The 25,272-nt window shown below is 40.0% G+C and carries 26 protein-coding genes; all 26 read right to left on the bottom strand.

The genetic code is table 11. The features are described 5' to 3' along the window. Positions 1 to 7: 7 nt before the first annotated feature. On the bottom strand, positions 8 to 661 hold the full coding sequence (gene flgD, locus AAV98_RS12480; protein WP_060665900.1) for a flagellar hook assembly protein FlgD: 654 nt from the start codon (positions 659 to 661) through the stop codon (positions 8 to 10). Next, entirely contained in the window at positions 658 to 1,863 is a 1,206-nt protein-coding gene (locus AAV98_RS12475) for a flagellar hook-length control protein FliK (protein ID WP_060665899.1), read from the bottom strand. Before AAV98_RS12475 ends, flgD begins: the two co-directional genes overlap by 4 nt. Positions 1,864 to 1,877: 14 nt before the next feature. Then, entirely contained in the window at positions 1,878 to 2,480 is a 603-nt protein-coding gene (locus AAV98_RS12470) for a MotE family protein (protein ID WP_060665898.1), read from the bottom strand. Between the two features lie 7 nt (positions 2,481 to 2,487). After that, positions 2,488 to 2,937: a flagellar export protein FliJ gene (fliJ, locus tag AAV98_RS12465; protein ID WP_060665897.1), complete on the bottom strand. Its 450-nt coding sequence runs from the start codon at positions 2,935 to 2,937 to the stop codon at positions 2,488 to 2,490. Between the two features lie 9 nt (positions 2,938 to 2,946). After that, on the bottom strand, positions 2,947 to 4,260 hold the full coding sequence (fliI, locus tag AAV98_RS12460; protein ID WP_060665896.1) for a flagellar protein export ATPase FliI: 1,314 nt from the start codon (positions 4,258 to 4,260) through the stop codon (positions 2,947 to 2,949). 2 nt (positions 4,261 to 4,262) lie between these two features. Next, positions 4,263 to 5,033, bottom strand: coding sequence for a flagellar assembly protein FliH (gene fliH / locus AAV98_RS12455; RefSeq protein ID WP_060665895.1), 771 nt, complete (start codon positions 5,031 to 5,033; stop codon positions 4,263 to 4,265). Next, positions 5,026 to 6,045 (bottom strand): flagellar motor switch protein FliG, encoded by a 1,020-nt coding sequence (gene fliG, locus AAV98_RS12450; RefSeq protein WP_060665894.1) that lies wholly within the window; start codon positions 6,043 to 6,045, stop codon positions 5,026 to 5,028. Before fliG ends, fliH begins: the two co-directional genes overlap by 8 nt. A gap of 18 nt (positions 6,046 to 6,063) precedes the next feature. Continuing rightward, complete coding sequence (gene fliF, locus AAV98_RS12445) at positions 6,064 to 7,662, bottom strand: flagellar basal-body MS-ring/collar protein FliF (RefSeq protein ID WP_060665893.1); 1,599 nt, start codon at positions 7,660 to 7,662, stop codon at positions 6,064 to 6,066. A 140-nt stretch (positions 7,663 to 7,802) separates the two neighbouring features. After that, the gene (gene fliE, locus AAV98_RS12440; protein ID WP_060665892.1) at positions 7,803 to 8,099 is read right to left on the bottom strand and encodes a flagellar hook-basal body complex protein FliE; all 297 of its coding nucleotides are present in this window, start codon (positions 8,097 to 8,099) and stop codon (positions 7,803 to 7,805) included. A 15-nt stretch (positions 8,100 to 8,114) separates the two neighbouring features. Further along, positions 8,115 to 8,567, bottom strand: a complete 453-nt coding sequence (gene flgC, locus AAV98_RS12435) for a flagellar basal body rod protein FlgC (RefSeq protein WP_060665891.1) — start codon at positions 8,565 to 8,567, stop codon at positions 8,115 to 8,117. Then, positions 8,567 to 8,956, bottom strand: a complete 390-nt coding sequence (gene flgB, locus AAV98_RS12430) for a flagellar basal body rod protein FlgB (protein WP_060665890.1) — start codon at positions 8,954 to 8,956, stop codon at positions 8,567 to 8,569. The genes flgC and flgB overlap by 1 nt, the downstream gene beginning before the upstream one ends. Before the next feature lie 852 nt (positions 8,957 to 9,808). Beyond that, positions 9,809 to 10,588: a GTP-sensing pleiotropic transcriptional regulator CodY gene (codY, locus tag AAV98_RS12425; protein ID WP_060665889.1), complete on the bottom strand. Its 780-nt coding sequence runs from the start codon at positions 10,586 to 10,588 to the stop codon at positions 9,809 to 9,811. Between the two features lie 25 nt (positions 10,589 to 10,613). After that, positions 10,614 to 12,014, bottom strand: a complete 1,401-nt coding sequence (hslU, locus tag AAV98_RS12420) for an HslU--HslV peptidase ATPase subunit (protein WP_060665888.1) — start codon at positions 12,012 to 12,014, stop codon at positions 10,614 to 10,616. A 17-nt stretch (positions 12,015 to 12,031) separates the two neighbouring features. Beyond that, complete coding sequence (hslV, locus tag AAV98_RS12415) at positions 12,032 to 12,574, bottom strand: ATP-dependent protease subunit HslV (protein ID WP_060665887.1); 543 nt, start codon at positions 12,572 to 12,574, stop codon at positions 12,032 to 12,034. Positions 12,575 to 12,596: 22 nt separating this feature from the next. Further along, complete coding sequence (gene xerC / locus AAV98_RS12410) at positions 12,597 to 13,505, bottom strand: tyrosine recombinase XerC (protein ID WP_060665886.1); 909 nt, start codon at positions 13,503 to 13,505, stop codon at positions 12,597 to 12,599. Between the two features lie 64 nt (positions 13,506 to 13,569). Continuing rightward, complete coding sequence (trmFO, locus tag AAV98_RS12405; protein WP_060665885.1) at positions 13,570 to 14,874, bottom strand: FADH(2)-oxidizing methylenetetrahydrofolate--tRNA-(uracil(54)-C(5))-methyltransferase TrmFO; 1,305 nt, start codon at positions 14,872 to 14,874, stop codon at positions 13,570 to 13,572. 117 nt (positions 14,875 to 14,991) lie between these two features. Continuing rightward, entirely contained in the window at positions 14,992 to 17,070 is a 2,079-nt protein-coding gene (topA, locus tag AAV98_RS12400) for a type I DNA topoisomerase (protein WP_060665884.1), read from the bottom strand. Between the two features lie 431 nt (positions 17,071 to 17,501). After that, positions 17,502 to 18,389 (bottom strand): DNA-processing protein DprA, encoded by an 888-nt coding sequence (gene dprA, locus AAV98_RS12395; protein ID WP_060665883.1) that lies wholly within the window; start codon positions 18,387 to 18,389, stop codon positions 17,502 to 17,504. Between the two features lie 75 nt (positions 18,390 to 18,464). Continuing rightward, a complete protein-coding gene (sucD, locus tag AAV98_RS12390) occupies positions 18,465 to 19,367 on the bottom strand; it encodes a succinate--CoA ligase subunit alpha (protein ID WP_060665882.1) in 903 nt (300 codons plus the stop codon). An 18-nt stretch (positions 19,368 to 19,385) separates the two neighbouring features. Next, the gene (gene sucC / locus AAV98_RS12385) at positions 19,386 to 20,546 is read right to left on the bottom strand and encodes an ADP-forming succinate--CoA ligase subunit beta (RefSeq protein WP_060665881.1); all 1,161 of its coding nucleotides are present in this window, start codon (positions 20,544 to 20,546) and stop codon (positions 19,386 to 19,388) included. A 226-nt stretch (positions 20,547 to 20,772) separates the two neighbouring features. Beyond that, complete coding sequence (locus AAV98_RS12380) at positions 20,773 to 21,069, bottom strand: EscU/YscU/HrcU family type III secretion system export apparatus switch protein (RefSeq protein ID WP_060665880.1); 297 nt, start codon at positions 21,067 to 21,069, stop codon at positions 20,773 to 20,775. Further along, on the bottom strand, positions 21,066 to 22,403 hold the full coding sequence (locus AAV98_RS12375) for a hypothetical protein (protein WP_060665879.1): 1,338 nt from the start codon (positions 22,401 to 22,403) through the stop codon (positions 21,066 to 21,068). Before AAV98_RS12375 ends, AAV98_RS12380 begins: the two co-directional genes overlap by 4 nt. Positions 22,404 to 22,417: 14 nt before the next feature. Then, complete coding sequence (locus tag AAV98_RS12370) at positions 22,418 to 23,188, bottom strand: ribonuclease HII (protein WP_060665878.1); 771 nt, start codon at positions 23,186 to 23,188, stop codon at positions 22,418 to 22,420. 55 nt (positions 23,189 to 23,243) lie between these two features. Further along, the gene (gene ylqF, locus AAV98_RS12365) at positions 23,244 to 24,101 is read right to left on the bottom strand and encodes a ribosome biogenesis GTPase YlqF (RefSeq protein ID WP_060665877.1); all 858 of its coding nucleotides are present in this window, start codon (positions 24,099 to 24,101) and stop codon (positions 23,244 to 23,246) included. Positions 24,102 to 24,139: 38 nt separating this feature from the next. After that, positions 24,140 to 24,691: a signal peptidase I gene (gene lepB / locus AAV98_RS12360; protein ID WP_060665876.1), complete on the bottom strand. Its 552-nt coding sequence runs from the start codon at positions 24,689 to 24,691 to the stop codon at positions 24,140 to 24,142. Between the two features lie 163 nt (positions 24,692 to 24,854). After that, the gene (rplS, locus tag AAV98_RS12355) at positions 24,855 to 25,199 is read right to left on the bottom strand and encodes a 50S ribosomal protein L19 (RefSeq protein WP_010193413.1); all 345 of its coding nucleotides are present in this window, start codon (positions 25,197 to 25,199) and stop codon (positions 24,855 to 24,857) included. Positions 25,200 to 25,272: the final 73 nt, after the last annotated feature.

Below are 25,272 nucleotides of genomic sequence, written 5' to 3'. Positions count from 1 at the left end.
ATATTCTCTATTGTGTAATTTGTTGGACCGCTTCTAGTGGTATCTTTTTATCTGACAAACGCTCATCAGTTACTGTGAGATGGATTTTTCCATCCTTTGTAAGAACAGAGTTTACCAAGATATTTTCATAGGATTCTTCCCCTAAGCTGATGGTAACCTTTTTTCCTATAAGATGACTTGCAGATAACAGAGAAGTGTCTCCACCGTGAGAACCATTTCCAGCCTGGTTCACTTTTGTGATTTGCTCCACAGTGATCTGACTTCCATCGTCCATAATTAATCTAGCTTTTCCATCTTGCATGGAGATACTTGTGACTGTACCGTTCTTCATTTCGACAAATGGTTCGTCTTCCACCATATATGTGTGCTGCCATGAAAGCTCTGATCCAAGATACTGTTGCAAGGAAAGTACGTTCATTTTATTCTGGGTGTCTATAAAACCTTCCATGCTTTTGTTCAAGTTCGCCATTTGTTCAAGGGAGGAGAAGTTTGCCATCTGGGCAATAAATTCTCTGTCTTCCATCGGATTTAGAGGATCTTGATTTTGCAATTGGGCAATAAGTAGCCGAAGGAAATCGTCTTTTCCCATTACATTGTTTTGTTTGGTTGATTCCACCGGACGGTTCTGAATGTAAAGATCAGATGTAATGGTATTTGTCATGTTCTCTCACCTTCAGGGATTATTATTTCTAGCTCTTCTAAAAGGACATCTTCAAAAGATTGATTGGAATCTTCTTGTTGTTTGTCCTGTTTAAAAGATTGCTTCTGTTGGCCATTTTCTTCACTTGTTCCTTTATGTTGTTGAGTTAGTTTCTGATCATGATCTAAAAACACAACTTCAATCTTGTCGATACTTGTATTCGTTTGGGCAAGCGTTTGTTTCAAATTGGCTATGCTACTTTCAAGAAGCGAAGCAGCCGACTTGGAATGGACAATTAACTTTGTGACTAGACCGTTCTGGGTTTCCTGCATTTTAATATGTAATGTTCCAAGATGTTCAGGTGCCAGCCTTATTGTCATTGACTGGTTACCGTTTACTAGTTTCGTCGTTGTTTTAGACAAAATACCTTCTAGCTTTTGCATCAACTGTTCACGTGCAACTTCATTTGTGGTTGTATCTACCACCCATTGAATGGTTGACTGTTTTGGTTGTTGCAACAAATTCATCGTAACAGGACCGTTTTGTAGCAACGTTTCATTGTTGGGCACAAATGCTGTTCTAATAGAAGGTGAATCAGATTTGGATGGTTGGTATGCTTGTTGGGTTGCCTTAATCACCTGTTCAACCTTCCCCAATTTGGAATCTATTGCCTTTAAAAGATCTTGTATGTTTGACTGTTCTTTCGTAGTTATTTGCAAATCTGACTTATCATCAACCGACGTCAGAAAGCTCTTTACAAACATCATCACTTTTTCTGAAACTTGAGTGAATGGTTGTATCAACTGTTTATCTACTTTTCCTTGAATATTACCGTCTAGGTTGGAAAAGAGTGCCATCACGGCCATTACCTCTTCTAATAGATGGAAGTATTCTTTTGGAAGTTCTTTAGTCTCAGTTGTATTTGATCCCATATTAGGCAAGTCTTGAAGTTCATTTAACAACGCAAGCTGCAATGTCAGGGTTTCATCCATTTCATTAATCAATTTCTCCATGATCGCATTTTCATCTTCTAGCATGTCATTATTAGGCTTTGAAAGTGACAACATGGTGGAAAGGAGACTTTCAGACAACATAAAACGGAAACTGTCGGTTGTGTTTTCGGTAGTCAACTCTAATTTTTTCATTCCGTCGTTAGTCATTTTATTGCTTGATCCGACAGAAGCAGAAGCTTCCCCTGTTACAAAAAAGTTCACTTCTTTCATTCCTTTCTAAAAACCTAGTCATTATCGGCTAGTAGTTCCGTAAATCTTGCTGCCTGTTGTGGTTCCAATTGTCCAAGTATGGAAGAGGTTTTCGATGTGCTTAATTCATTCAAGATCAGGAGTGCCATATCTTCATCCAGTTCCATCATGATTTGAGCAGCCTTTTTCGTCGACATACCCTCATATAGCTTTGCCAGCTCTTTGGTTGAAGATTTTATCTCTTGTTGTTGTTTCTCTAAATCTTCTATTCTACTATTTGCTTCTTCAAGGCTTGCAATAAGCTTTGTAATCTCTCTCTCTTTTTCACTGACTTGCCTTTCTAAGAGAATGATCTCTTGTGAGGAATTTTTGTTGTCATTTTGTTGTGATAAAGACATTTCTTTTTCCTCTTTTTCCTCTTTTTCCTCTTTTTCCTCTTTTTTCTCTTCTGTTGTGGCCGCCTCTTCATTTGCTGGGAGAAAAGACTGGGCAACTTCAAATATATTCTTGCCCTCATATGTCAGGTAGCCCAGTACAATGACCAGAGTAAAAAGAAGGGGAATGATAAACAAGTATAAGAGCTTTTGCAGAAACGAATATTTTTCTTCTACTTCTTCTGTTTGATTTTCTTTTTTCATTATTTATTCACCTATTCGTGTGTTGCGAATATTGAAGTATGGAGAGCTCGTCTATAAAAGTTGCCTCCACTTTAAGATCATTTTGCTTCCAGTAAAGTTTTTCTTTGTTATCCAACACTTCATATTTTTTACATTCCACCGCTTGTTCTTTCAGTTTATCTTCTTTAAGATTCATGAACGCTCTCGCATGACTTACTTTCTTTTGCTGATGCAGCAAGTTTTTTTCCAAGTTCCCCATGAAAAACTGTTGCTGTTTAAGGGTTTCAATTGGTATACCGCATTGAAGGCTCACTTGGAGTGATTCATCTAATTGCTCTTTTTTCTTTAAAAGTTCGTATAAGGCTTGCCCTTCCGCTTCAAACTGTAAAATGGCTCTTTGATATTCTGAACTTGCTTGATCTTTCTCGGCTTTTTTCACTACCAACAGTTTCTCTAAACGTCCTTTTCTAACAGACATGCCTAACACCTACTTCATTAAGTTTGTAAGTTCTTTTTTTGTATCAGCAAACTTCCAGCTGTCATTTACTTCTTGTTTTAGATAGTTAATAATGGCCGGGTAGGATTGAATGGCATCATCAATTTCTCTGGAGCTGCCACGCTTATAGGCACCTATATTAATGAGATCTTCTGCTTGGTAATATTTTGATAGTTTTTCCCGCATGGATTCTGCTGCTCTTTTATGTTCATGGTCGACGATATGATTCATAACTCGACTCACACTTTTCAATACATTAATAGCTGGGTATTGCCCCTTATTTGCAAGGTCTCTATCTAGTACAAAATGGCCGTCTAAAATACCTCGAACCGTATCCGCTATTGGTTCGTTCATGTCATCGCCGTCTACCAACACAGTATAAAAAGCTGTAATGGAGCCTAATTGGTTCGTACCGGTTCTTTCCAATAACTTAGGCAGCATAGAGAATACGCTTGGGGTATAACCTTTGGTGGTTGGAGGTTCTCCAACAGCTAAGCCAACCTCTCTCTGCGCCATTGCTACCCTAGTTACGGAATCCATCATGAGCATGACATTATAGCCCATATCTCGGAAATACTCCGAAATGGCGGTTGCAGTATATGCCCCTTTTATCCGCATAAGAGCAGGTTGATCGGAAGTGGCTACAATAACAACAGATCGTTTTAATCCTTCAGGCCCTAAGTCACGTTCCAAAAAGTCCCGAACTTCTCTGCCTCGTTCCCCTATGAGTGCGATTACATTAATGTCTGCATGGGTGTTTCGTGCAATCATGCCTAGAAGTGTACTTTTTCCTACCCCACTACCTGCAAAAATCCCTACCCTTTGACCTTTTCCGACTGTCAGCAGGCCGTCTATAACTTTTACACCCACTTCTAACTCTTCTTTGATAGATGGCCGTGTCATTGGGTTTGGTGGTGCCTGGTCCGTGGGATATTTACCTAAGCCAACGGGTAATTCCTCTTCAGGATTTAATGGTTTGCCCATTGCATCCAATACCATGCCCCTTAACTCTTCACCGATTCTTACTTCTAAAGGGTTATTTGTTGCTTCCACCATACATCCGGGTCCAATATCCTGAATATCTGTAAAAGGCATTAAAATAACGTGGTCGTCCCTGAAACCGACAACTTCTGCTTGAACAATTCTTTTTTTCTTTTTATGGATGATGATATTGCATACATCTCCGATTGAACTTTCTGGCCCTTTAGATTCAATCATTAGTCCGATTACTCTTTTTACTTTGCCATAACGCCTGTATGGATTGATGGTATCTATTTCTTTCAGCAAATCTTCCACGGTAAACATGATTACAACTCCACTCTCACAAGTTGCAGAAGATGTTCTTTAATTTCTTTTAACTGTGTGTCAATAGAAACATCGATTCTTCCTGCAGAAGAATCAATCCAGCATCCTTCATCTTGTAATTCCGCATCAGGAAAAATAATAAGTTCATATTGGCTATTGATGATATTTTGCAAAACTTGTTTATTCATCAGTAGATTTGGGTATTGGTTAGGACTTACATAAACCTTTATTTCCTCTTTTTCTTTGACTTGTTTAAGCGCTGTCTGAACCAAATTCAAAAAAGTAGAAGGATCAGAATCCAAGGAGGATCCTATAATTTTTTCAGCTACTTTTACACTCAGCATGACGATGGACTCTATTGAACTGTCAAGTTTTTCGTTGTACTCCAATTTAGCCAGCTCAATAATACGTTTTGCCTCATTAAGCCGCTCTTCATATAATGCTTGTGCTTGTTTTTCACCAGCTTGAAATCCCTGCTCAAGTCCTTCGTTATATGCCTTTTGCATCCAGGATTCTTTCTCTGATTCCCAAGCCAACTTATCCTCTTCAATCGTCATTGCAGCCTTTTTTCTTTCTAAGGATGCCTGTTCCAAAATCTCTGCGGCCTCACGATTTGCTTCTTCTATCGCATGATTGATGGATTCTATACTATAACCAAGTACCTTTTCCGCTTTGTTTTCCGTTTGTTTCTTCTTAAAAATAGGAGCAACTTTGATCGAAACAGATTCCGTTTTTCCATCTACTAACGAAAATGATTTTATTAACTTAGACAATGATGTCATCTCCTCCGCCACGAGCAATGACGATTTCCCCTGCTTCTTCAAGCTTTCTTATAATTCCTACGATTCTAGATTGCGATTCTTCAACATCCTTTAAGCGGACAGGACCCATGTATTCCATATCGTCTTTCATGGTTTCTACCATTCGCTTAGACATGTTTTTAAACACAATCTCTTTAACCTCTTCACTGGCTACTTTCAGTGCAAGCATCATATCTTCATTTTCAACATCACGAATCACACGTTGAATTGCCATATTATCGAGCGTAACGATGTCTTCAAACACAAACATGCGTTTCTTAATTTCTTCTGCCAATTCAGGGTCTTGAATTTCCAAGGAGTCAAGGATCGTTCTTTCTGTACTTCTGTCTACTTGATTTAACACTTCCACGACAGAATCGATTCCGCCTGTGTTTGTATAATCGCGAGTAACGGTAGTAGAAAGCTTTCGCTCTAGAATTTGCTCAACCTCATTTATAATCTCGGGGGATGTACTGTCCATCACTGCAATTCTTTTTGCAATATCTGCTTGTAATTCTTGCGGTAACTCTGATAATATTTGACCCGACTTTGTAGGTTCCAAGTAGGATAAGACAAGCGCAATCGTTTGTGGGTGTTCGTTTTGTATAAAGTTCAGAATCTGTGAAGCATCTGCCTTCCTAGCAAAGTCAAAGGGTTTAACCTGTAAGGACGAAGTAAGCCTTGTTATAATGGCTGTTGCCTGATCTTTACCTAAAGCTTTTTCTAAAACGGTTTTGGCGTAACCAATCCCGCCTTGAGAGATATAATCTTGAGCAAGGGCTATTTGGTGAAACTCTTCTAAGACATCTTCTTTGATGTGAGAATCGACTGTACGTACCCCGCTGATTTCAAGGGTTAATTTTTCAATTTCTTCTTCTGATAAATGCTTGTATACGGAAGCCGAAACATCCGGACCAAGCGAGATCAACAAGATGGCTGCCTTTTGTTTATTTGAAAAGGATTTTGCCTGTGGTGCTTTTGCCATATTCGTCTCCCTCCCCTTCTATTCCGACAACCAGGAACGTAATAATTTCGCAAATTCATCCGGCTTTTCTTTGGCCATTTTTTCTAGTTGTTTTCGACGCGCTGAACTTTCTGATTCTTTTTCATTGTTAATATCCGGCACATGGATTTGGACAGTCTCTTCTTCTGTAACCATTACTTGTTCTTCCTCTTCCTCTTCCTCTTTTCCATTGCGTTTGAATAAAAGGAATAATAACAATAGGATGACAGCAAGGAGAATACCAGCTGCAATATATATCCAAGTTGGAATTGCTGATTCTGTCGTTTCTTCCATTTCCACTTTTCCATTGAACTGCTGAACAGAAACAACAATTTTGTCATCAATGTTAGCTTGTTCAGGGTCATCCCCTAACATATTCTTATCGATGGTTGTACGGACAATCGTGCTTAGAATTTGTCTAATATCATCAATCGTATTTTCTTGCATGGATAATGGATCATCGGCTACAGGAGGCTCCACCATAACTTGAATGCCCAAATCTCTTACTTTATAAGGGCTTTCTACAATTTCAGATCTAATTCTATTTACTTCATTATTAATTCTTTCTTCCAATCTTTCGTAATCGCCACTGCCATTTCCCCCTCCGGCAACATATGCAGGAATATCTGCTTCTCCAGTCCCTGGCACCCCTCCAGTGTTACCTTCACCGCCTGTATAACTTTCGGTAATTCGTTCAACACTGACAGCAATTCCTTGCATGTTTTCTGGGTCCACTGGTGTTACCGTGTTTTCTTCCCTTGCTTCCTGTGTAAAATCTATGTCAGTTGTCACAGATACAACCACTTTGTTATAGCCCATCATCATTCCGAGCATCTGCTGAACCTGTCTTTGAATGTCTCTTTCAATTTCCTTCTTTAATTCCAGTTGTGTGGATGCATTAAAAGTACTGCCAGAATTTTGGTTATTTTTTAAATCAAAATACTCAAAGTTTTGGTTCATGATGACGATATTATCAGTAGATAAGTTAGGAATACTCTTTGATACTAGATGGTACAGCGCATTTACATTATTCTGGTCAAATTGATATCCAGGATCATTTTCAATGACGATGGATGCTGATGCCACTTGCGTGGTTTCTCTTACGAATACTCCTTCTTCTGGGAGACTGAGCATAACCTGGGCATCCTTCACACCTTCAATACTTTTCACTAAATTTGCTAGCTCTGTTTGCATAGCATCTAGTTTCATTATGCGAAACTCGTTGTCTGTCATACCAAAGCCTGATCTTTCGCCAAAAAAACCATAATCGATGCTTCCGCTTTTCGGAAGACCTTCGGCAGCCAGTTCCACTTTCAATGAATCTACTGACTGTTGAGGAACTAGAATAGCGGTACCATTATTGGTTATCTGTGATTGGATGCCTCTACCATCTAATACTTCTTTAATTTGCCCTGTTTCCTGTACAGTCAAATCTTTGTATAGGGGGGCCATGTCTGTTTTGTTTAAAAAGTACACCATTGCGATTATTGCAAAAAAAGATACGATAACTGTACTGACCATCGCTGTCTTTTGAGCTTTTGATCTATTCGTCCAAAAGGAAAAAGTTTTTGTCTTTATTTCTTGTAATCTCTCTTTCATTACGTCAATTCCCCCGGTTATTATCTTGCAGCAAGGTTATGCAGTAAATAACCGCATTATTTTCTATCTGTAAGATCACTGTCACTGTTGGGTGACAAAATTATTAGTGTATCAATCTTCTTTGTATAGTTCCAACTGGTTTATACTTGCATTCTCATAATTTCCTGATATGCTTCTACACCCTTGTTTCTCACTTCCATTGTAAGCGACATGGCTACGCTGGCCTTTTGCTGGGCAATCAATACGTCGTGGAGTTCTACCCCTTCATTATTGACCAGCTTTGTAGTAATTTGATTGGATGCCACTTGTGCATTGTTCACTTCATTCATGGCATCCTTTAAATAGGTAGAAAACTGTTGATGCACATCACCACTGGTTTTCTGAACACTATTTAGATTCTGAAACATCTGATTAGATTTTGCTATTTTAGTAATCATCTATTTACCCTCCACCTATTTACCAAGCTCCAGCGTTTTCATCATAATCCCTTTAGAAGCATTAAATACTGTTACGTTGGCTTCATAAGACCTTGATGCACTCATTAGGTCTACCATTTCTTTTAGAGGATCGACATTCGGTAGCTGAACATATCCTTCATCATTTGCATCTGGGTGCTCCGGGTCGAACATAAGGCGGAAAGGAGCGTCATCCTCTTTTATCCTAGTTACTTTTACGCCACTACCAGTTCCATGCCCTGTTCCAGAAGCTTTTTGCAGATAGGATTGGAAACTATTTTCCTTTGGTGCAGTTTCCACCAGCTTCCTCCTGTAAGGTTCCCACTGCCCATTGCGATATTCGCCACGAGTAGAATCAACATTTGCCATGTTAGAGGATATAACATCCATTCTTAACCTCTGAGCTGTAAGAGCGGAGGCAGAGATATTCATGCTTTTAAACATAGACATCACGATCGCCCTCCTTTAATCACATTTTGAAGCGATTGAAATTTCCCGCTCATTTGATCAATTAAGGTGTAATAATATATTTGATTTTCAGCCAAGTCTGACATTTCTTTATCTATGTCGACATTATTGCCGTTATGTGAGTAGGAATAAGATGTATTGTCCATTTTAAAAGCTATATTTGAACTGCCCGAAAATTCTCTATGCCTGATATCTGTCTTATTTGCCGTTAATGCTTTTTGGTAGGTTTCTCCAAAAGTAGGCTTTATTTCTTTACGCTTAAAATTTGGTGTATCTACGTTTGCAATATTATGTGAAATGGCTTTATGCTTTGCACCTGAATACTGTATACCTTTTTCCAATGCTTGGATTGATGTCGAAAAAATCTTCATTAGTACCCCCGTAAATGAATCTATTGTTGCGAATTATATAGTTTTGTCGAAATATGTATTCTTTTATTGTAAATTAAGGTAACTCATATGTCTATGTGTCAAATGTTAAAAAAAATCGATAATTTGACTCATTTTATTCGTTAGGCATAAAGACCTATAACTATATCAGGATAGAAAGTGATATAACTATAACTTTAACGCCGCTTTTCCTTTCCACAAATGACTTCGCTTTCCGCGGGACGGTGCTTGAGCCTCACAACGCTTCAGGGGTCTCAATCTACCGTTACTTCCCCGCTGGAGTCTACGCCATTTGCTCCAATCCACAGCTAGATTTTAAGAAACCGAAATGTTAGTGCTTTTATAGTTAACACTCAAAGATTATTTTTTAACAAACCCTTTAGTGGATGGGGTCATCTAGTTGATTGGAGTGGAAGGCGCGTAGACGCCCGCGAAAAGAAAGGACAGGTGAGACCCCACAACGCAGAAGGCCACTGAAAAAGTCTTTGAATTTAATTATTCTATATACACCGCTGTGGATTTCCGCAAATGGCTTCGCTTTCCTAGGGGCGCTGCTGGAGCCTCCTCGGCAAGCCTGCGGGGTCTCCACCTAGCGCTATCTCCCTCAGGAGTCTTCGCCTTTTGCTCCAATCCACAGCTCGAAATTCTCAAATACTAGTTTTTCAGTGGCCTTCAACGCAGTGAGGGGGCTCATGGACCGCCCGCAGGCAAGCGAAGCGTCTGGAACGGAAATCAAGGATTTTATTTTTATATACTCTCTCAAGTTAAACCAAAAAAGGGTCTGACTCTTCTGCAAGTTGCAGATAGGAGTCAGACCCTTTTTTATGTTTTTTATTAATGTGATTTAAGCTTGGAAAGTTCAAATAGAAACTTGTCGTTTAGGACTTTAATGTAAGTACCTTTCATTCCCAGGGAACGGGATTCGATGACACCGGCACTTTCTAATTTTCTTAGTGCGTTAACAATAACAGAACGAGTGATTCCTACTCTGTCGGCAATTTTACTTGCTACAAGTAGACCTTCTTTTCCATCAAGCTCTTCAAAGATGTGCTCTATTGCTTCAAGCTCACTGTAAGAAAGAGAGCTGATTGCCATTTGCACAACAGCTTTGCTTCTTGCTTCTTCTTCAATTTCTTCTGCTTTCTCACGAAGAATCTCCATACCTACAACGGTCGCACCATATTCAGCCAAGATTAAATCATCATCAGAGAATGGCTCTTGAAGACGTGCAAGGATAAGAGTACCTAATCGCTCTCCTCCACCGATGATTGGAACGATTGTCGTTAAACCTGACTTGAATAATTCCTTGTTCTCTACAGGGAAAGCTGTATATTCACTTTCCACATCCAAGTTTGAAGATGTTTCAGAGATGTTGAATAAGTTTTTTGTATACTCCTCCGGGAATTGACGATCTTCAAGCATCTTAATCATACGCTCGTTCTCAATTTGTTGATTAATGGAGTAGCCTAAAAGCTTTCCACGTCGTGATAATACGAAAACATTTGCTTCAATTACATTGCAAAGCGTTTCCGACATTTCCTTAAAGTTAACTGGTTTACCAGCCGCTCTTTGCAGCATAGCATTAATGGTTCTTGTTTTTTGTAATAATGGCATGTTTATATCCTCCTAAAAATCTGCTCTATAAGATAAATTGGCTTAAATCTTTATTTTTTACAATATTACCTAGTTTTTCGTCCACATATTTCGGTGTGATGACGATTTTTTCTAAATTGATATCCGGCGCTTCAAATGACAGGTCCTCTAACAGCTTCTCTAGAATCGTATGAAGGCGGCGGGCACCGATATTATCAGTATCCTGGTTCACTTGGAACGCTACTTCAGCTAGTTTACGAATAGCATCGTCAGAAAATTCGACTTTTATACCTTCTGTTTCCAATAATGCCGTATATTGTTTAAGTAAAGCATTATCTGGCTCTACTAAAATTCTTACAAAATCATCTATGGATAGTTTGGTCAATTCCACACGAATTGGAAAGCGACCTTGCAATTCCGGGATGAGATCAGATGGCTTGGCGATATGAAAGGCACCGGCTGAAATAAATAAAACATGATCTGTTTTTACTTGGCCGTATTTTGTCACAACAGTTGACCCTTCCACGATAGGAAGAATATCACGTTGTACTCCTTCTCGGGATACATCCGCGGAAGAACCACTGTTCTTTTTCGCGATCTTATCGATTTCATCAATGAAGATGATACCACTCTGTTCCGCTTTGTTCACAGCTTCTTGAGTCACTTCATCCATATCAATGAGCTTTTGTGCTTCTTCATGGGCAAGAACCGGTCTTGCCTCACGGACTGTAAGCTTTCTTTTCTTCTTTTTCTTTGGCATTAGATTGCTTAGAGCATCCTGCATGTTCATGCCCATTTGTTCCATACCCGAGCCTTGCAGCATGTCAAACATGGAGCCTTGCTGTTCTTCCACTTCAACCGTCACATAACGGTCTTCTAGTTCACCTAGAGCAAGTTGATGGGCCATTCTTCTTCTTTGTTCTTTCAGAGAAACTTCTTCTTGCTTCTCCTGCTCATCCGCGTCATTCGGATTTGCATTTCCTCCGAAAAACATCTCAAGCGGGTTTTTATATGACGTGTTTTTTTGTTTGCCTGGAACCAGTAGTTCCACCAAACGTTTGTTTGCATTTTCCAAGGCTTTTTCTTTTACACTCGCCATCTTTTCTTCTTTTACAAGACGGACGGATGTTTCCACCAAATCGCGCACCATCGATTCCACATCACGGCCCACATAACCAACTTCAGTAAACTTGGTTGCTTCTACTTTGATGAATGGCGCACCAACAAGCTTTGCAATTCTGCGTGCTATTTCGGTCTTACCAACACCAGTCGGTCCGATCATTAGGATGTTCTTAGGAACTACCTCATCACGGAGACTGCCTTTAAGGAGGCTCCTTCTATACCTGTTTCTAAGAGCAACAGCAACCGCTTTTTTTGCATTAGTCTGACCTACAATATATTGATCGAGCATATCTACTATTTGCCTAGGGGTTAATTTTGTACTCATGTCAACAACCGCCTTTTCTATAGTTCTTCTACAATGATATTGTCATTTGTGTACACACATATTTCTCCAGCTGTTTCCAGGGAGGCTTTTGCTATTTCACGTGCTGTCATATGATCGCCCGCATATCTTTTTAAAGCACGCCCTGCAGAAAGTGCATAGTTTCCACCTGAACCAATCGCAAGTATTCCGTCGTCAGGTTCAATTACTTCACCAGTCCCGGATACTAACAACATACTGGACTCATCCATTACAATCAACATCGCTTCCAATTTCCTCAACACTTTATCACTTCGCCATTCTTTGGCAAGCTCAACTGCTGAACGCTGGATATTGCCGTTATATTCCTCCAGCTTCGCCTCGAACATTTCAAACAAGGTAAATGCATCTGCCACAGATCCCGCAAAACCAGCTAGAATCCTTCCGTTAAAAAGCTTGCGCACTTTTCGCGCTGTATGCTTCATAACAACTGCGTTTCCAAATGTAACCTGACCGTCACCTGACATTGCGCATTGTCCCTTATGTTGGACCGCAAATATCGTAGTAGCATGAAATGATGACATGAAATGACCCTCCAATCGTTCCTCATGCACGAGGATGAAATTGATTATACGTCTTCTGTAAATGTTCTTTTGTCACATGTGTATAGATTTGGGTGGATGATAAACTGGCATGTCCGAGCAGTTCTTGCACAACTCGAAGGTCTGCTCCTTCATTTAACATATGCGTGGCAAACGTATGCCGAAGCATATGTGGACTGATATGTAAGGTTGAACACGCCTTTTGTACCATCTCATTCAGTATTAGTCTTACACCACGTGGAGTAAGGGGACCTCCTCGGAAATTTAGGAAAAGATGCTTGGTGGAATTCGGGTTTTTTTGCTTTTCAAGCAGCGATTTGCGTCCGTCTTCCAAATAGGCCTTCATTGCATCTTGAGCAAAACTTCCAAACGGAATATAACGCTGTTTGTTTCCTTTTCCAGTGACTAAGATGGTACCGACTTGAAAGTCAATATCATGAACTTGAATGTGACAACATTCACTAATACGAATGCCAGTGGCATAGAGCAATTCTAAAAGCGCTTGATTCCTCTGACCTAGAGGTGTTGCAAGGTCTGATACAGCAAACAACTTATCCAACTCTTCATTGTAGAGAAACTGTGGAAGTCGCTTTTCCTGTTTAGGCAAGGAAACACTGCTGAATGGGTTTTGCTCCACTTTTTCTTCTCGGAGAAGAAACTTATAGAAGCTGCGCAAGCTTGATGTTTTTCTTGCAACCGATTTTCGTGCGAACTTTTTTTGATGAAGCCTGGTTAAGTACATTCTTGCTTCTGTATGAGTGACTTCATTGATGCTTGAAATGGCTTCCTCTTTCATAAAATCAAAAAAATCTTCAATATCCTTTTGATAAAATACAATAGTATATTTTGAGTAATTTTTTTCAATTTGTAAATATTCTAGAAAAGAAATTAATGGAACTTTAACATTTTGCATACTTATCACCTCACAAGGGCTACTAAATATTATCACAATTTAGTAGCCCTTGCAATTAATTTGATTAATTTTTTACAAAATTCTGAATTGTTTCCAAAGCTCTCCTAGCATGTGCCTCATTGCGCTCTTGCTTATTTTTAATTTTCTTCGGAAGCTCAGGGAATAGACCAAAATTAGCATTCATCGGTTGGAAGTTTTTCGCATTTGTAGAAGTAATATAATGTGCCATACTTCCAATTGCAGTTTCTTTTGGAAACACCAATGGTTCCTCTCCAAGCACAAGGCGCGCTGCATTCATCCCCGCTATCAGGCCTGACGCTGCTGATTCTACATATCCTTCCACTCCTGTCATTTGACCAGCAAAGAAGAGATCTTCTCTTTCTTTGAATTGGTAAGTTGGTTTCAACAGGTTAGGAGAATTAATAAAGGTATTGCGATGCATCACACCGTACCGAACAATCTCTGCATTTTCCAAACCAGGAATTAGACGGATTACCTCTTTTTGCGGACCCCATTTTAAATGTGTCTGAAAACCAACAATATTATACAAAGTGCCCGCTGCATCATCTTGACGAAGTTGGACTACAGCATAAGGACGTTTGTCTGTTTTGGGATCTTCTAAACCAACTGGCTTTAAAGGTCCAAATAACATCGTCTTCTTTCCGCGATTTGCCATCACTTCTATCGGCATACATCCTTCAAAGAAAATCTCCTTTTCAAATTCTTTCAATGGAACTGTTTCTGCTTCCACTAAGGCATCATAGAAACGATTAAACTGCTCTTCTGTCATCGGACAATTCAAGTAGGCAGCTTCCCCCTTATCATAACGGGATTTTAGGTAAACAATGTCCATGTTGATGCTATCTTTTTCGATAATTGGTGCAGCAGCATCATAGAAATAGAGATATTCTTCACCCGTTAAGGAACGAAGCTGGTCGGAAAGGGCTTTGGACGTAAGTGGCCCTGTTGCAATGATGGTCGGTCCATCAGGGATTTGTTCCATTTCTTCATTAAATACCGTTACATTCGGATGTTCTTTCACTCTTTCGGTAACTTTAGCAGCAAATTCATGCCTGTCCACTGCCAAGGCACCGCCTGCTGGAACTGCACAGTCATCTGCTGAACGAATGATGACCGAGTCAAGCATTCTCATTTCTTCTTTTAACACACCTACAGCATTTGTTAAATTGTTGGCGCGTAGGGAATTGGAGCAAACAAGTTCTGCGAATTTATCTGTGTGATGGGCAGGTGTTTGTTTAACTGGACGCATTTCATATAGGTGAACCTGTATCCCTCTGTTTGCAAGCTGCCATGCTGCTTCACTGCCTGCAAGGCCAGCTCCAATTACATTAACTACTGTGTTTGTCATATCTGATACCTCCAAAATTTATTGCTGCAACTACTATTTTTTTTACAAAGGAAAAAGGGCTGACCCAACCACTCAAGTGTCAGTCCCCTCTTTGCTATCACATAGCTTATCCTTGTGTTATCCTTGTGGTTCTTCTTTATAATCGCATTCTACGCACTGTACCTGTACACCTTTTTTAAGCTTTTTCTCGACCAGTAGGGATTCACATTTAGGACATTTTCTGGCAATAGGCTTATCCCATGATAGGAATTCACAGGTAGGGTATTGGTCACATCCATAGAAAATTCGTTTCTTTTTACTTTTTCTTTCGACGATATTTCCTTTTTCACATTTAGGGCAAGGTACGCCGATCTCTTTCACAATAGGTTTTGTATTACGGCAGTCTGGAAAATTGGAACAAGCCATAAATTTTCCGTACCTTCCCATTTTAAAGACCATTTCGTGACCGCAAAGTTCACAGTCCTCACCTGCAGGCTCATCTTTGATCTCAATCTCCTGCATTTCTACTTCTGCTTTTTCTAACCGCTTGGCGAATTCATGATAAAAGCCATCAATGATGTTTACCCAGTTTACTTTTCCATCTTCGACATTATCGAGGTTTGTTTCTAAATCTGCAGTAAACTCTACATTGATGATTTCCGGGAAGAACTCCAAAATCAATTGGATGACAATTTCTCCAAGCTCCGTTGGAACAAATCGTTTATTATCAAGCGCAACATAGCCCCTTTTCTGGATTGTATCAAGTGTAGGTGCATACGTTGACGGTCTACCTATTCCAAGCTCTTCTAATGTTCGTACAAGCCTAGCTTCCGTATATCTTGGTGGAGGTTGTGTAAAGTGTTGTTTTTGATCAACATCTTTAGAAAAGACTGTATCTCCTTTCTCTAAAGGAGGCAACAGATTCTCTTTTTCTTCCTGTTGATCGTCATTACCTTCTACATAAACTTTCATGAAACCGGGAAACTTGACCGTAGATCCTGTCGCACGGAACAGCACATCATTTTGCGTCAAGTCCACACTGACTGTATCCAAGATTGCAGGTGCCATCTGACTTGCAACAAAACGCTCCCAAATCAATTTGTATAAACGGAATTGATCTCGTGATAGGTACTCTTTAATGGACTGTGGATCCTTCATGGTAGATGTTGGACGTATCGCTTCATGGGCATCCTGTGCGTTGCTCTTTTTTGTTTCTTTTCTCTCTTCAGTAGAAACAAATTGTTTGCCATATGTCTTTTCGATATATTCTACCGCTTCTTTCTTAGCGGTTTCTGAAATACGCGTTGAATCGGTACGCATGTAAGTGATAAGACCAACCGTACCTTCTTTTCCAAGCTCAATACCCTCATAAAGCTGCTGAGCCATCATCATGGTTTTCTTGGCACGGAAGTTAAGTTTACGCGCTGCCTCCTGTTGTAAGGAAGAGGTGATGAAAGGAAGAGCTGGATTACGTTTACGCTCCTTTTTAGTGACACTCTTGATTTCAAATGAGTTGCCGTGAAGCCTACCAAGAATCTCATTAACATCCTCTTCAGATTTCAACTCTGTTTTCTTTCCGTCTACTCCATAGAAGCTTGCTTCAAACTCTTTGGATTTCCCGGTCAGGAAGCTGCTTTTGATGGACCAGTACTCTTCAGGTTCAAATGCATTTATCTCTTGCTCCCGCTCAATGACTAGACGTACAGCAACGGATTGAACGCGTCCTGCACTTAATCCTTTTTTAACTTTCTTCCATAATAAAGGGCTAATATTATATCCTACAAGTCTATCCAAAATCCTTCTTGCCTGCTGGGCGTCGACTACGTCAAGATTAATCGGTCTTGGATGTTTAAATGATTCTTTAATTGCGTCTTTTGTAATCTCATTAAAAACGACCCTGCAATCAGATGTGATATCTATATCGAGGCTATGGGCAAGATGCCATGCGATAGCCTCTCCTTCACGATCCGGGTCAGCCGCGAGAAAAATTTTCTTCGCTTTTTTTGCAGCAGTTTTTAATTCCTTCAAGACAGGACCTTTTCCTCTGATGGTAATATATTTCGGCTCAAATTCATGGTCGACATTAACACCCATCTGACTTTTAGGCAAATCTCTTACATGCCCCATGGAGGCTTTCACTTTATATTTTTTTCCTAAATATCGTTCTATTGTTTTCGCTTTTGCTGGTGATTCCACAATCACTAAGTAATCTGCCATTCAATAATCCTCCTCAAGAGGGTAAATTCTTAGAAAAAACAATAAGATGATGCGTTTTCTCAAAGTTTTTAGCTTCTATTTTCATTTTAGTTTTATCTATTATTATAAATCTTCACCATTATTAAATATTATGTAACCGTTTGTCAAACAGAGTATTTCAATATTTTATGTATTTTCCTAGTTTTATCCTCATTAAACATTCCGGTTACCCTTATGTATTATATGTAGACACAGAATCTTCTTTATATACTAGTTCTCGCAAACTTTTCTAGTTAGAGTAGCCTCACTTATAACGACGAAAGGGTACAATGTTTATATCATTGTACCCTATAATAATATAGACATATATTAATTTGTAAAGTAAAAAACAAAAATTCACTCAAAATAGTTTAATTTTTTGTCACTTAATTGTAATCTCTGTTCCTATTTTTTCATTTTACTAGTTCGTTGCTAGTCAATTCTTCTAGAATATCAAGATGACTAATCACAAGTTTTGCTCCTTGTTGAATGAGTGTATTTGTCCCTTTGGACGTCTCTGAAAGGATCGACCCTGGAACAGCAAACACCTCTCTTCCTTGTTCCATTGCTTGATCTGCAGTAATGAGGGAACCACTTTTTTCTTTCGCTTCTATAATGATTACACCTTCACTTAACCCGCTGATAATACGATTCCTTTGTGGGAAGTTCCATCTAGTTGGAGGTGTGTATGGAGGGTATTCTGAGACGAGAAGATGGTGAGAGGCCATTTCTTCTGCGTATGATCGGTGTTCTTTCGGATAAATATGGAACAATCCACTACCTAGGACAGCTATGGTGTTTCCTCCTCTTTCCATCGCTAACCGATGAGCACAAATGTCCACCCCTTTTGCCAATCCACTTACAATTGTAAAGTCTTCTTGTATTAGCGAGGGAAGCAATTTATTTAAGGAGTGACTGCCGTATGCAGACATCAACCTAGCACCGACTATTCCTAGCATTCTGGTTTTCAAAAGTTGGTGATTACCTTTTGTATAAAGGACTATAGGGGGATCATAGATTTCTTTTAATATGGCAGGGTAATGATCATCCCAAATAGTCAGAGGGTGAATGCTGTGTTCTTTATAAATAGAAAGAAGCTGTGTGACATTATTGTGGTGGATGTGATAGAAGATGGAATCTGCTTGCTTTTGTGAGATAGTGAAATAGGAAGTAATGTCAGAAGGTTTCATGGTGTAAAGAAGGTCAAGTGTGGGATCTTTACTTAATAGAAGGTGGAATGTTTTTAAGGAGAGTCCTGGACAATGATGCAGGGTTATCAATTTTCTTTTCTCTATTTGCATATAAGCAATACACCTCTTTCGATTTTAATGGAAATGGGGATAGCCTAACTCGACTATCCCTTGACCATCATTATATTAATGTGTTTTACATTTGTCGTAAATACCTTGCTCTTTGATTACTTTAATTAGTGTTTCACCCATAACAGATGGAGTATCAGCAACTTCAATGCCGCATTCGTTCATCACACGAATCTTTTCATCCGCAGTACCTTTACCGCCAGAAATGATTGCACCAGCGTGCCCCATTCGCTTACCAGGAGGTGCAGTACGGCCGCCGATGAAGCCAACGACAGGTTTTTTCATGTTTTCTTTTACCCAAAGAGCTGCTTCTTCTTCCGCTGTTCCGCCGATTTCACCGATCATGATAACTGCATACGTATCTTCATCTTCATTAAATGCTTTTAATACATCAATGAAATCCGTACCGTTAACAGGGTCTCCACCGATACCTACTGCCGTAGATTGACCGATACCCTCTTGTGATAATTGGTGAACCGCTTCGTACGTTAATGTACCAGAACGGGAAACAACCCCAACGTGGCCTTTTGTGTGGATATAACCAGGCATGATTCCGATTTTGCACTCACCAGGAGTGATAACGCCAGGGCAGTTAGGACCAACAAGGCGAGTCTTTTTCCCTTCCATATAACGCTTCACTTTTACCATATCAAGAACAGGAATATGCTCCGTAATACAAATAGCTAAATCAAGCTCAGCATCTACCGCTTCCATGATCGCGTCTGCAGCAAATGGAGCAGGAACATAAATTACAGATGCATTAGCACCAGTAGTCTTGACAGCTTCTTCTACTGTATTGAATACAGGTACACCCTCTACCTCAGTGCCGCCCTTACCTGGAGTTACACCACCAACGATTTGTGTGCCATACTCAAGCATTTGTTTTGTATGGAACAACGCTGTAGAACCAGTAATACCTTGTACGATTACTTTTGTATCTTTATTAATGAATACACTCATGAATGTCCCCTGCCTTTCTTATCCTACTTGCGCTACGATTTTTTGTGCACCATCAGCCATGGATTCTGCTGCAACGATGTTTAAGCCCGACTCACGTAAGATCTGTTTTCCTAAGTCTACGTTTGTACCTTCCAAACGAACTACTAGAGGTACTTCAAGACCAACTTGCTTCGCTGCTTCCACAACACCTGTAGCAATAATGTCACACTTCATAATTCCACCGAAAATGTTCACGAAAATACCTTTTACATTATCATCAGAAAGGATAATTTTGAAAGCTTCTGTTACTTTCTCAGCAGTAGCTCCGCCCCCAACATCTAGGAAGTTAGCAGGGTCTCCACCGTAATGCTTGATGATGTCCATTGTTGCCATCGCAAGTCCTGCACCGTTAACCATGCATCCGATGTTACCATCTAGTGAGATGTAGCTTAAATCGTATTTGGAAGCTTCGATTTCTTTTGCATCTTCTTCTTCCAGGTCACGATACTCAAGGATATCTTTGTGACGGTATAACGCATTGGAATCAAAGTTAAGCTTTGCATCAAGTGCCATTACATTACCGTCGCCAGTAACTACTAATGGGTTGATTTCAGCGATAGAACAATCTTTTTCTACAAATGCTGTATATAATCCCATCATGAACTTAACTGCTTTTCCAACCAATTCTTTTGGAATATTGATGTTGAATGCGATTCGGCGTGCTTGATAGCCAGTAAGACCTACAACTGGATCAATCACTTCTTTGAAGATTTTTTCTGGCGTTTGCTCCGCCACTTCTTCAATTTCTGTTCCGCCTTCTTCAGATGCCATTAACACGACACGGGAAGTTGCGCGGTCTAAAACAAGTCCAATATAGTATTCTTTCTTAATGTCGCAACCTTCTTCGATAAGTAAGCGTTTTACTTCTTTACCTTCAGGGCCTGTTTGATGAGTAATCAACGTTTTACCCAGGATATCTCCTGCATATTCACGAACTTCATCCAGGTTTTTGGCAACTTTAACTCCGCCGGCTTTTCCGCGGCCACCTGCGTGAATTTGCGCTTTCACAACACAAACTTCTGTTCCTAGTTCTTTTGCAGCGTCCACTGCTTCTTCTACTGTAAAGGCAACGCGGCCATTTGGAACAGCTACCCCGTATTTTCTGAGGATCTCTTTTCCTTGATATTCATGGATATTCATTTCCCATCCTCCAATCTTATGTATAACAGAACATTATTTAAAAATAGACTGCGCTTTCATTTTATTAAATGCTTCATCAAATGTCTACCTTTCTGCAAAAATATTATACTATTTTCAAAAAATTAATAGATTGACATTCTATTTTGTCGAGGAAAAGAAGCTATTTCGCAAAAACACATCATATTTGACAGATTATTCAATCTATTTTCATTATGTTAAAAAACTTTCACGTGGTATTTTTCACATTCTTTTTCTCGTCTTTATGAAGGGTGTACACATAGGCCAAGACCTCGGCCACCACCTCATATAGTTCTTCAGGTATTGTTTCATTTAATTCTATTTCCATCAGTATCTCCAATAAAGCCTGATCCTCCTGTATGGGGATATGGTGTTTTTTTGCTTCCTCTAGAATGTTTTCAGCTATCAACCCCGTACCTTTTGCCTGCACAACAGGAGCGATACTTTTATTCTGTTCATACTTGATGGCGACCGCTTTTTTTCTCTTTATGATGTCTTTACTCATATTCGCAAGTCCACCCCTTCCTGTGGCGGGGACAAAATCGTCCTTAAATAATCCAACGAGATCCCAGGTGTTCTATCGTCTTTTTTCCATTCAGCTTTGATTGCGCTTAAAGTATAGCCTTTCTCAGCTAGTGTGCTTTTTAAGAGACTGGTGCTTTGTTGGACAAGTGTTTCAAGTCTTGGATAGGAATGTTGAAAAGAAATACTCACTACTTTTCCTTGTACAAGCACGTCCACCATGACGGATGAAAATATGGGGAGGTCCAGTAAAAGGACAATACGGCAATACTCGGGATCCAGGGTTTCGTTCTTTTTTTTCGAGCTTATATGTACATACCAATCTCTTGCTTCATTCTCCAAGTTAACAGGAAGGGGGATGAAAACATGATGAAGATTACCTTCATCTCTTGTTAGGAGTTGAAAACTAGTCAATTTGGAGACAAGTTGATGGATGATCCCTTTCTCTTCAGTTGTTGTTGCTTGATTTAAATAATTCAAAAGTAGCGGCTTCAAGTTTTCTAGCTTATCTTGTGATAAGGGCTGTTCCTGCCGCACGAAATGGAATAGATCATTTTCAAAATTCAAGCCCAGCAGGGGTAAAACCTGTCGAATAAATTGCAAAGCCTCTCCTTTGGTGTGAAGGGTTTTAGGAAGCTGCATTTTTTGAATGACATTCAACAGTTTTTCCTGAATCATTGTAGGAGGTGCTGCTTTTTGAAGATGAGCTTCCACTTTGGCGAGTGTTTGCAAGGTCGTTTCCTCATCAGAAAGGCCAGTAACCATCATTTCGAGCTTTTCTGAAATGTTGGTGAGACCATTTCGCAAAACTAGCACTTTTACCAACTCCATTGCCTTTTCCTTTTGTAATGGTGGCAGGCGGTCTATCACCTCTGCCATTTCTTTTATGGTCACAAAAGGCATCTTTCCTCCTTTTTGTGCGACCAGTGCCTGTATGACCTCTTGAGTCGTTTGTGAAGGGGAAGGTAAAGAAGTTGTTTGAATAGCGGCTTTACCCGTCCCATCAGATTTATTTTCTATTGGAGAAGATAGCGATTGATGGGAAGCTATATCTTGTTTGGTAGGCACCAAGAACACTCCACTCTCTCCCTTCTGTACGGAGAAAGTATATTCCTTGCCAACCTCCACTTTGCCATAGATAACAGCTTGTGTAGAGATAGAACCCTTCTTAATGGAAAAAACAGCACCATCCAACTGCTCTGTTACCATTGCTTGAAGAGCTCTTCCAGGTATTTGTGAAAGAGGGTCGATAGATGGTTTGCCATACAACGAATCAATACCAATTCCCTTTGATTGGATGAACTGCAAAATGTTCATAGCTAACTCCCTTTTTAGTCAACCAATTCTTTTACTGGCGAGAATGATCGACGGTGCTCTCGGGTCACTCCGACTTCCTCTAAAGCCAAAAGATGTTCACGGGTTCCATACCCCATGTTTTTGTCAAACCCATACTGTGGAAATTCCTTTGCAAGGCCCTTCATATATGTGTCCCTTGTTTCCTTAGCCAACACTGAAGCGGCAGCAATGGAAATGCTCGTAGCATCCCCCTTAATAATGGATGTTTGTTCAAGTGCTAAATCCAGCTTCATTGCATCAATTAAGAGGTGATCAGGTGTTTCAGTAAGGCACTTCACTGCTTCTATCATTGCTAGTTTTGTTGCCTCATATATATTAACTTGATCAATTGCTACAGAATCCACGATGCCTATTCCATAACTAATAGCATATTCTTTTATGTAATGGTAAAAGTGTTCTCGTTTCTGCGAACTCAGTTTCTTGGAGTCAGTGAGTCCAGGTAAGTAAAAATCCTCTGGGAGAATGACTGCAGCGGCTACTACCGGTCCAGCTAAGGGACCGCGCCCGACTTCATCGATACCTGCAATTAATCTGCGGCCACTTTGCCATAGAGCGCGTTCATATTTTTGCATCTCTTTAAACTGGTCGATAAGTTTCTCCTGTTCCGCCTTTCTCTTTGTCCATCTCTTGTAAAGAGCTTTAACACCTTTTCGTTCATCTTCTTTGATCGATTGGAGAAAGGGGTCTTTTTCACTTTCAATATCATTTAGCATTTTCTCTATTTCTTTTATCGACTTATTTTTCATGTTTTTAACTCCTTTACCCAAAAAGAAAAAGGCTGCACATGTGCCAGCCTTTTCTCTATAATTTTTCCGGCTTCTCCAAACTAAGCTTGCCAAGCTTCTCAGAACGGATTTCCCGTATAATGAGTTCAGCAGTCTTATCATAATCGATTAATCCACCACTCATCTTGCACCCTCGTTTAGAGCCGATTGCGTCAAAAAGTTCCACGATATCCTCTGGTATTTCCTCGAGACCATATCGTTCCTTCAATCTCTCTGGATATGCGTCTGTCAAAAATCTTAATGCAAATACAGCAATGTCCTGAAGGTTGATGATTGTATCTTTTATGGCACCAGTAGTAGCTAAGCGATAGCCTACCTCCTGATCCTCAAACTTCGGCCAAAGGATACCTGGTGTATCAAGTAATTCCAATTCCTTCCCTACTTTGACCCATTGCTGGGCTTTTGTTACACCAGGTCTGTCTCCTGTTTGCGCGATATTTTTCTTCGCCAATCTGTTAATCAGCGTAGATTTTCCAACATTGGGGATGCCGACAATCAGTGCTCTGATAGCTCTTGGTCTGATTCCGCGAGATTGCATTTTATCGAATTTTTCTTTTAACAGCTCTTTTGATAATGTTGCAATTTGCTGAATGCCTTTACCTGTTTGAGAGTCAATGGCAATCGCTTTTGTTGATGAGCCTGGGAGATTGAAATACTCCAACCATTCGCGCGTTACCTTTGCATCTGCCATATCTGCTTTGTTTAGTAGGATGATTCTTGGTTTATTGGAGATGATTTCGTCAATCATCGGATTTCGTGATGATACGGGAATTCGCGCGTCTACCAATTCGTAGACGATATCAATCAATTTTAGTTTTTCTGTTACTTGTCTGCGGGCTTTCGCCATATGCCCGGGGAACCACTGTATTGTCATGAAAATTGCCTCCTGAAGTCCTTGCGAAAAATCATATATTACTTTACCATTCTTAGGTCTGATAGCGGCCAGTAGACGATATTGGTTTTGCCTAGTACTTCTTCTTGGGGAACTGTTCCAATATGACGGCCGTCCTTGCTGAATCTGCGGTTATCTCCCATTACGAATAGATGACCTTTTGGCACTTTCTTAACGCCGGTCTTTTCTTCCAGTGTGAAATCTTCCGTTAATGGGCCATCGGGATATTGAGCCTTATAACTGTCCAAATATGGCTCTTCATAGGCTTCTCCGTTGATATACAGGACATCATCCCGATATTCCACTTCGTCACCCGGTAAGCCGATGACACGCTTAATATAGTCCTTGTCTTCTGTTGCATGAAACACCACGATGTCAAATCGTTCAGGTTCACCAACTTTATATCCAATCTTGTTCACGATCATCCTATCCTGATTATGAAGTGTGGGCATCATGGAATCCCCGTCCACCACAATTGGTGCAAAAAAGAAATAACGTATTGCTGCTGCAAGAATTACTGCGATAGCTAAGGCCTTTACCCATTCCCAAAGCTCATTTTTAGAACGTGCCATATCTGTTCCTCCGCCGTTTTCATTATGTTCTCTTATACAAACGAGAATTATATGTAATTCTACTCCAATTATATACCTTGTTTTTGTTTATACAAAACGATAGATATTGCGCAGCCATTTTTTTAGTAAAAAAAGAGAGCTTGTCTCCAAGCTCCCCCTTTGATTATCGAATCTCTTTGATACGCGCTTTTTTACCACGTAATGCACGTAGGTAGTAAAGTTTCGCACGACGTACTTTACCACGACGAACTACATCAATTCCCTCAATTTTAGGGGAGTGTAGTGGGAATGCACGCTCAACTCCAACACCGTAAGAGATCTTACGAACTGTGAAAGTTTCGCTGATTCCGCCGCCACGACGTTTGATTACTACTCCTTCATATACCTGAATACGCTCACGCGTTCCCTCTACAACCTTAACGTTAACACGTACAGTGTCACCAGGACGGAAAGAAGGAAGATCAGTTTTCAACTGCTCTTGAGTAATATCTTGGATTAATTTTTGCATAGTTTTCTGCTCCTTTTCCACAGATGCTCATACCATACTTATTTGATGCAGCGGAACATCGTTTTTAGACATA

It is taken from the genome of Bacillus sp. CHD6a, from assembly GCF_001293645.1.
Classification (GTDB): Bacteria; Bacillota; Bacilli; order Bacillales; family Bacillaceae_I; genus Sutcliffiella_A.
The sequence above is the reverse complement of the archived record's forward strand: the minus strand, read 5'-3'. Positions and strand labels throughout refer to the sequence as shown.

What these genes read in the sequence shown, in the direction of transcription:
- flgD (WP_060665900.1), bottom strand. Translation starts at nt 661, where the DNA reads ATGACAAATACCATTACATCTGATCTTTACATTCAGAACCGTCCGGTG.
- AAV98_RS12475 (WP_060665899.1), bottom strand. Translation starts at nt 1,863, where the DNA reads ATGAAAGAAGTGAACTTTTTTGTAACAGGGGAAGCTTCTGCTTCTGTC.
- AAV98_RS12470 (WP_060665898.1), bottom strand. Translation starts at nt 2,480, where the DNA reads ATGAAAAAAGAAAATCAAACAGAAGAAGTAGAAGAAAAATATTCGTTT.
- fliJ (WP_060665897.1), bottom strand. Translation starts at nt 2,937, where the DNA reads ATGTCTGTTAGAAAAGGACGTTTAGAGAAACTGTTGGTAGTGAAAAAA.
- fliI (WP_060665896.1), bottom strand. Translation starts at nt 4,260, where the DNA reads ATGTTTACCGTGGAAGATTTGCTGAAAGAAATAGATACCATCAATCCA.
- fliG (WP_060665894.1), bottom strand. Translation starts at nt 6,045, where the DNA reads ATGGCAAAAGCACCACAGGCAAAATCCTTTTCAAATAAACAAAAGGCA.
- fliF (WP_060665893.1), bottom strand. Translation starts at nt 7,662, where the DNA reads ATGAAAGAGAGATTACAAGAAATAAAGACAAAAACTTTTTCCTTTTGG.
- fliE (WP_060665892.1), bottom strand. Translation starts at nt 8,099, where the DNA reads ATGATTACTAAAATAGCAAAATCTAATCAGATGTTTCAGAATCTAAAT.
- flgC (WP_060665891.1), bottom strand. Translation starts at nt 8,567, where the DNA reads ATGTCTATGTTTAAAAGCATGAATATCTCTGCCTCCGCTCTTACAGCT.
- flgB (WP_060665890.1), bottom strand. Translation starts at nt 8,956, where the DNA reads ATGAAGATTTTTTCGACATCAATCCAAGCATTGGAAAAAGGTATACAG.
- codY (WP_060665889.1), bottom strand. Translation starts at nt 10,588, where the DNA reads ATGCCATTATTACAAAAAACAAGAACCATTAATGCTATGCTGCAAAGA.
- hslU (WP_060665888.1), bottom strand. Translation starts at nt 12,014, where the DNA reads ATGAGTACAAAATTAACCCCTAGGCAAATAGTAGATATGCTCGATCAA.
- hslV (WP_060665887.1), bottom strand. Translation starts at nt 12,574, where the DNA reads ATGTCATCATTTCATGCTACTACGATATTTGCGGTCCAACATAAGGGA.
- xerC (WP_060665886.1), bottom strand. Translation starts at nt 13,505, where the DNA reads ATGCAAAATGTTAAAGTTCCATTAATTTCTTTTCTAGAATATTTACAA.
- trmFO (WP_060665885.1), bottom strand. Translation starts at nt 14,874, where the DNA reads ATGACAAACACAGTAGTTAATGTAATTGGAGCTGGCCTTGCAGGCAGT.
- topA (WP_060665884.1), bottom strand. Translation starts at nt 17,070, where the DNA reads ATGGCAGATTACTTAGTGATTGTGGAATCACCAGCAAAAGCGAAAACA.
- dprA (WP_060665883.1), bottom strand. Translation starts at nt 18,389, where the DNA reads ATGCAAATAGAGAAAAGAAAATTGATAACCCTGCATCATTGTCCAGGA.
- sucD (WP_060665882.1), bottom strand. Translation starts at nt 19,367, where the DNA reads ATGAGTGTATTCATTAATAAAGATACAAAAGTAATCGTACAAGGTATT.
- sucC (WP_060665881.1), bottom strand. Translation starts at nt 20,546, where the DNA reads ATGAATATCCATGAATATCAAGGAAAAGAGATCCTCAGAAAATACGGG.
- AAV98_RS12380 (WP_060665880.1), bottom strand. Translation starts at nt 21,069, where the DNA reads ATGAGTAAAGACATCATAAAGAGAAAAAAAGCGGTCGCCATCAAGTAT.
- AAV98_RS12375 (WP_060665879.1), bottom strand. Translation starts at nt 22,403, where the DNA reads ATGAACATTTTGCAGTTCATCCAATCAAAGGGAATTGGTATTGATTCG.
- AAV98_RS12370 (WP_060665878.1), bottom strand. Translation starts at nt 23,188, where the DNA reads ATGAAAAATAAGTCGATAAAAGAAATAGAGAAAATGCTAAATGATATT.
- ylqF (WP_060665877.1), bottom strand. Translation starts at nt 24,101, where the DNA reads ATGACAATACAGTGGTTCCCCGGGCATATGGCGAAAGCCCGCAGACAA.
- lepB (WP_060665876.1), bottom strand. Translation starts at nt 24,691, where the DNA reads ATGGCACGTTCTAAAAATGAGCTTTGGGAATGGGTAAAGGCCTTAGCT.
- rplS (WP_010193413.1), bottom strand. Translation starts at nt 25,199, where the DNA reads ATGCAAAAATTAATCCAAGATATTACTCAAGAGCAGTTGAAAACTGAT.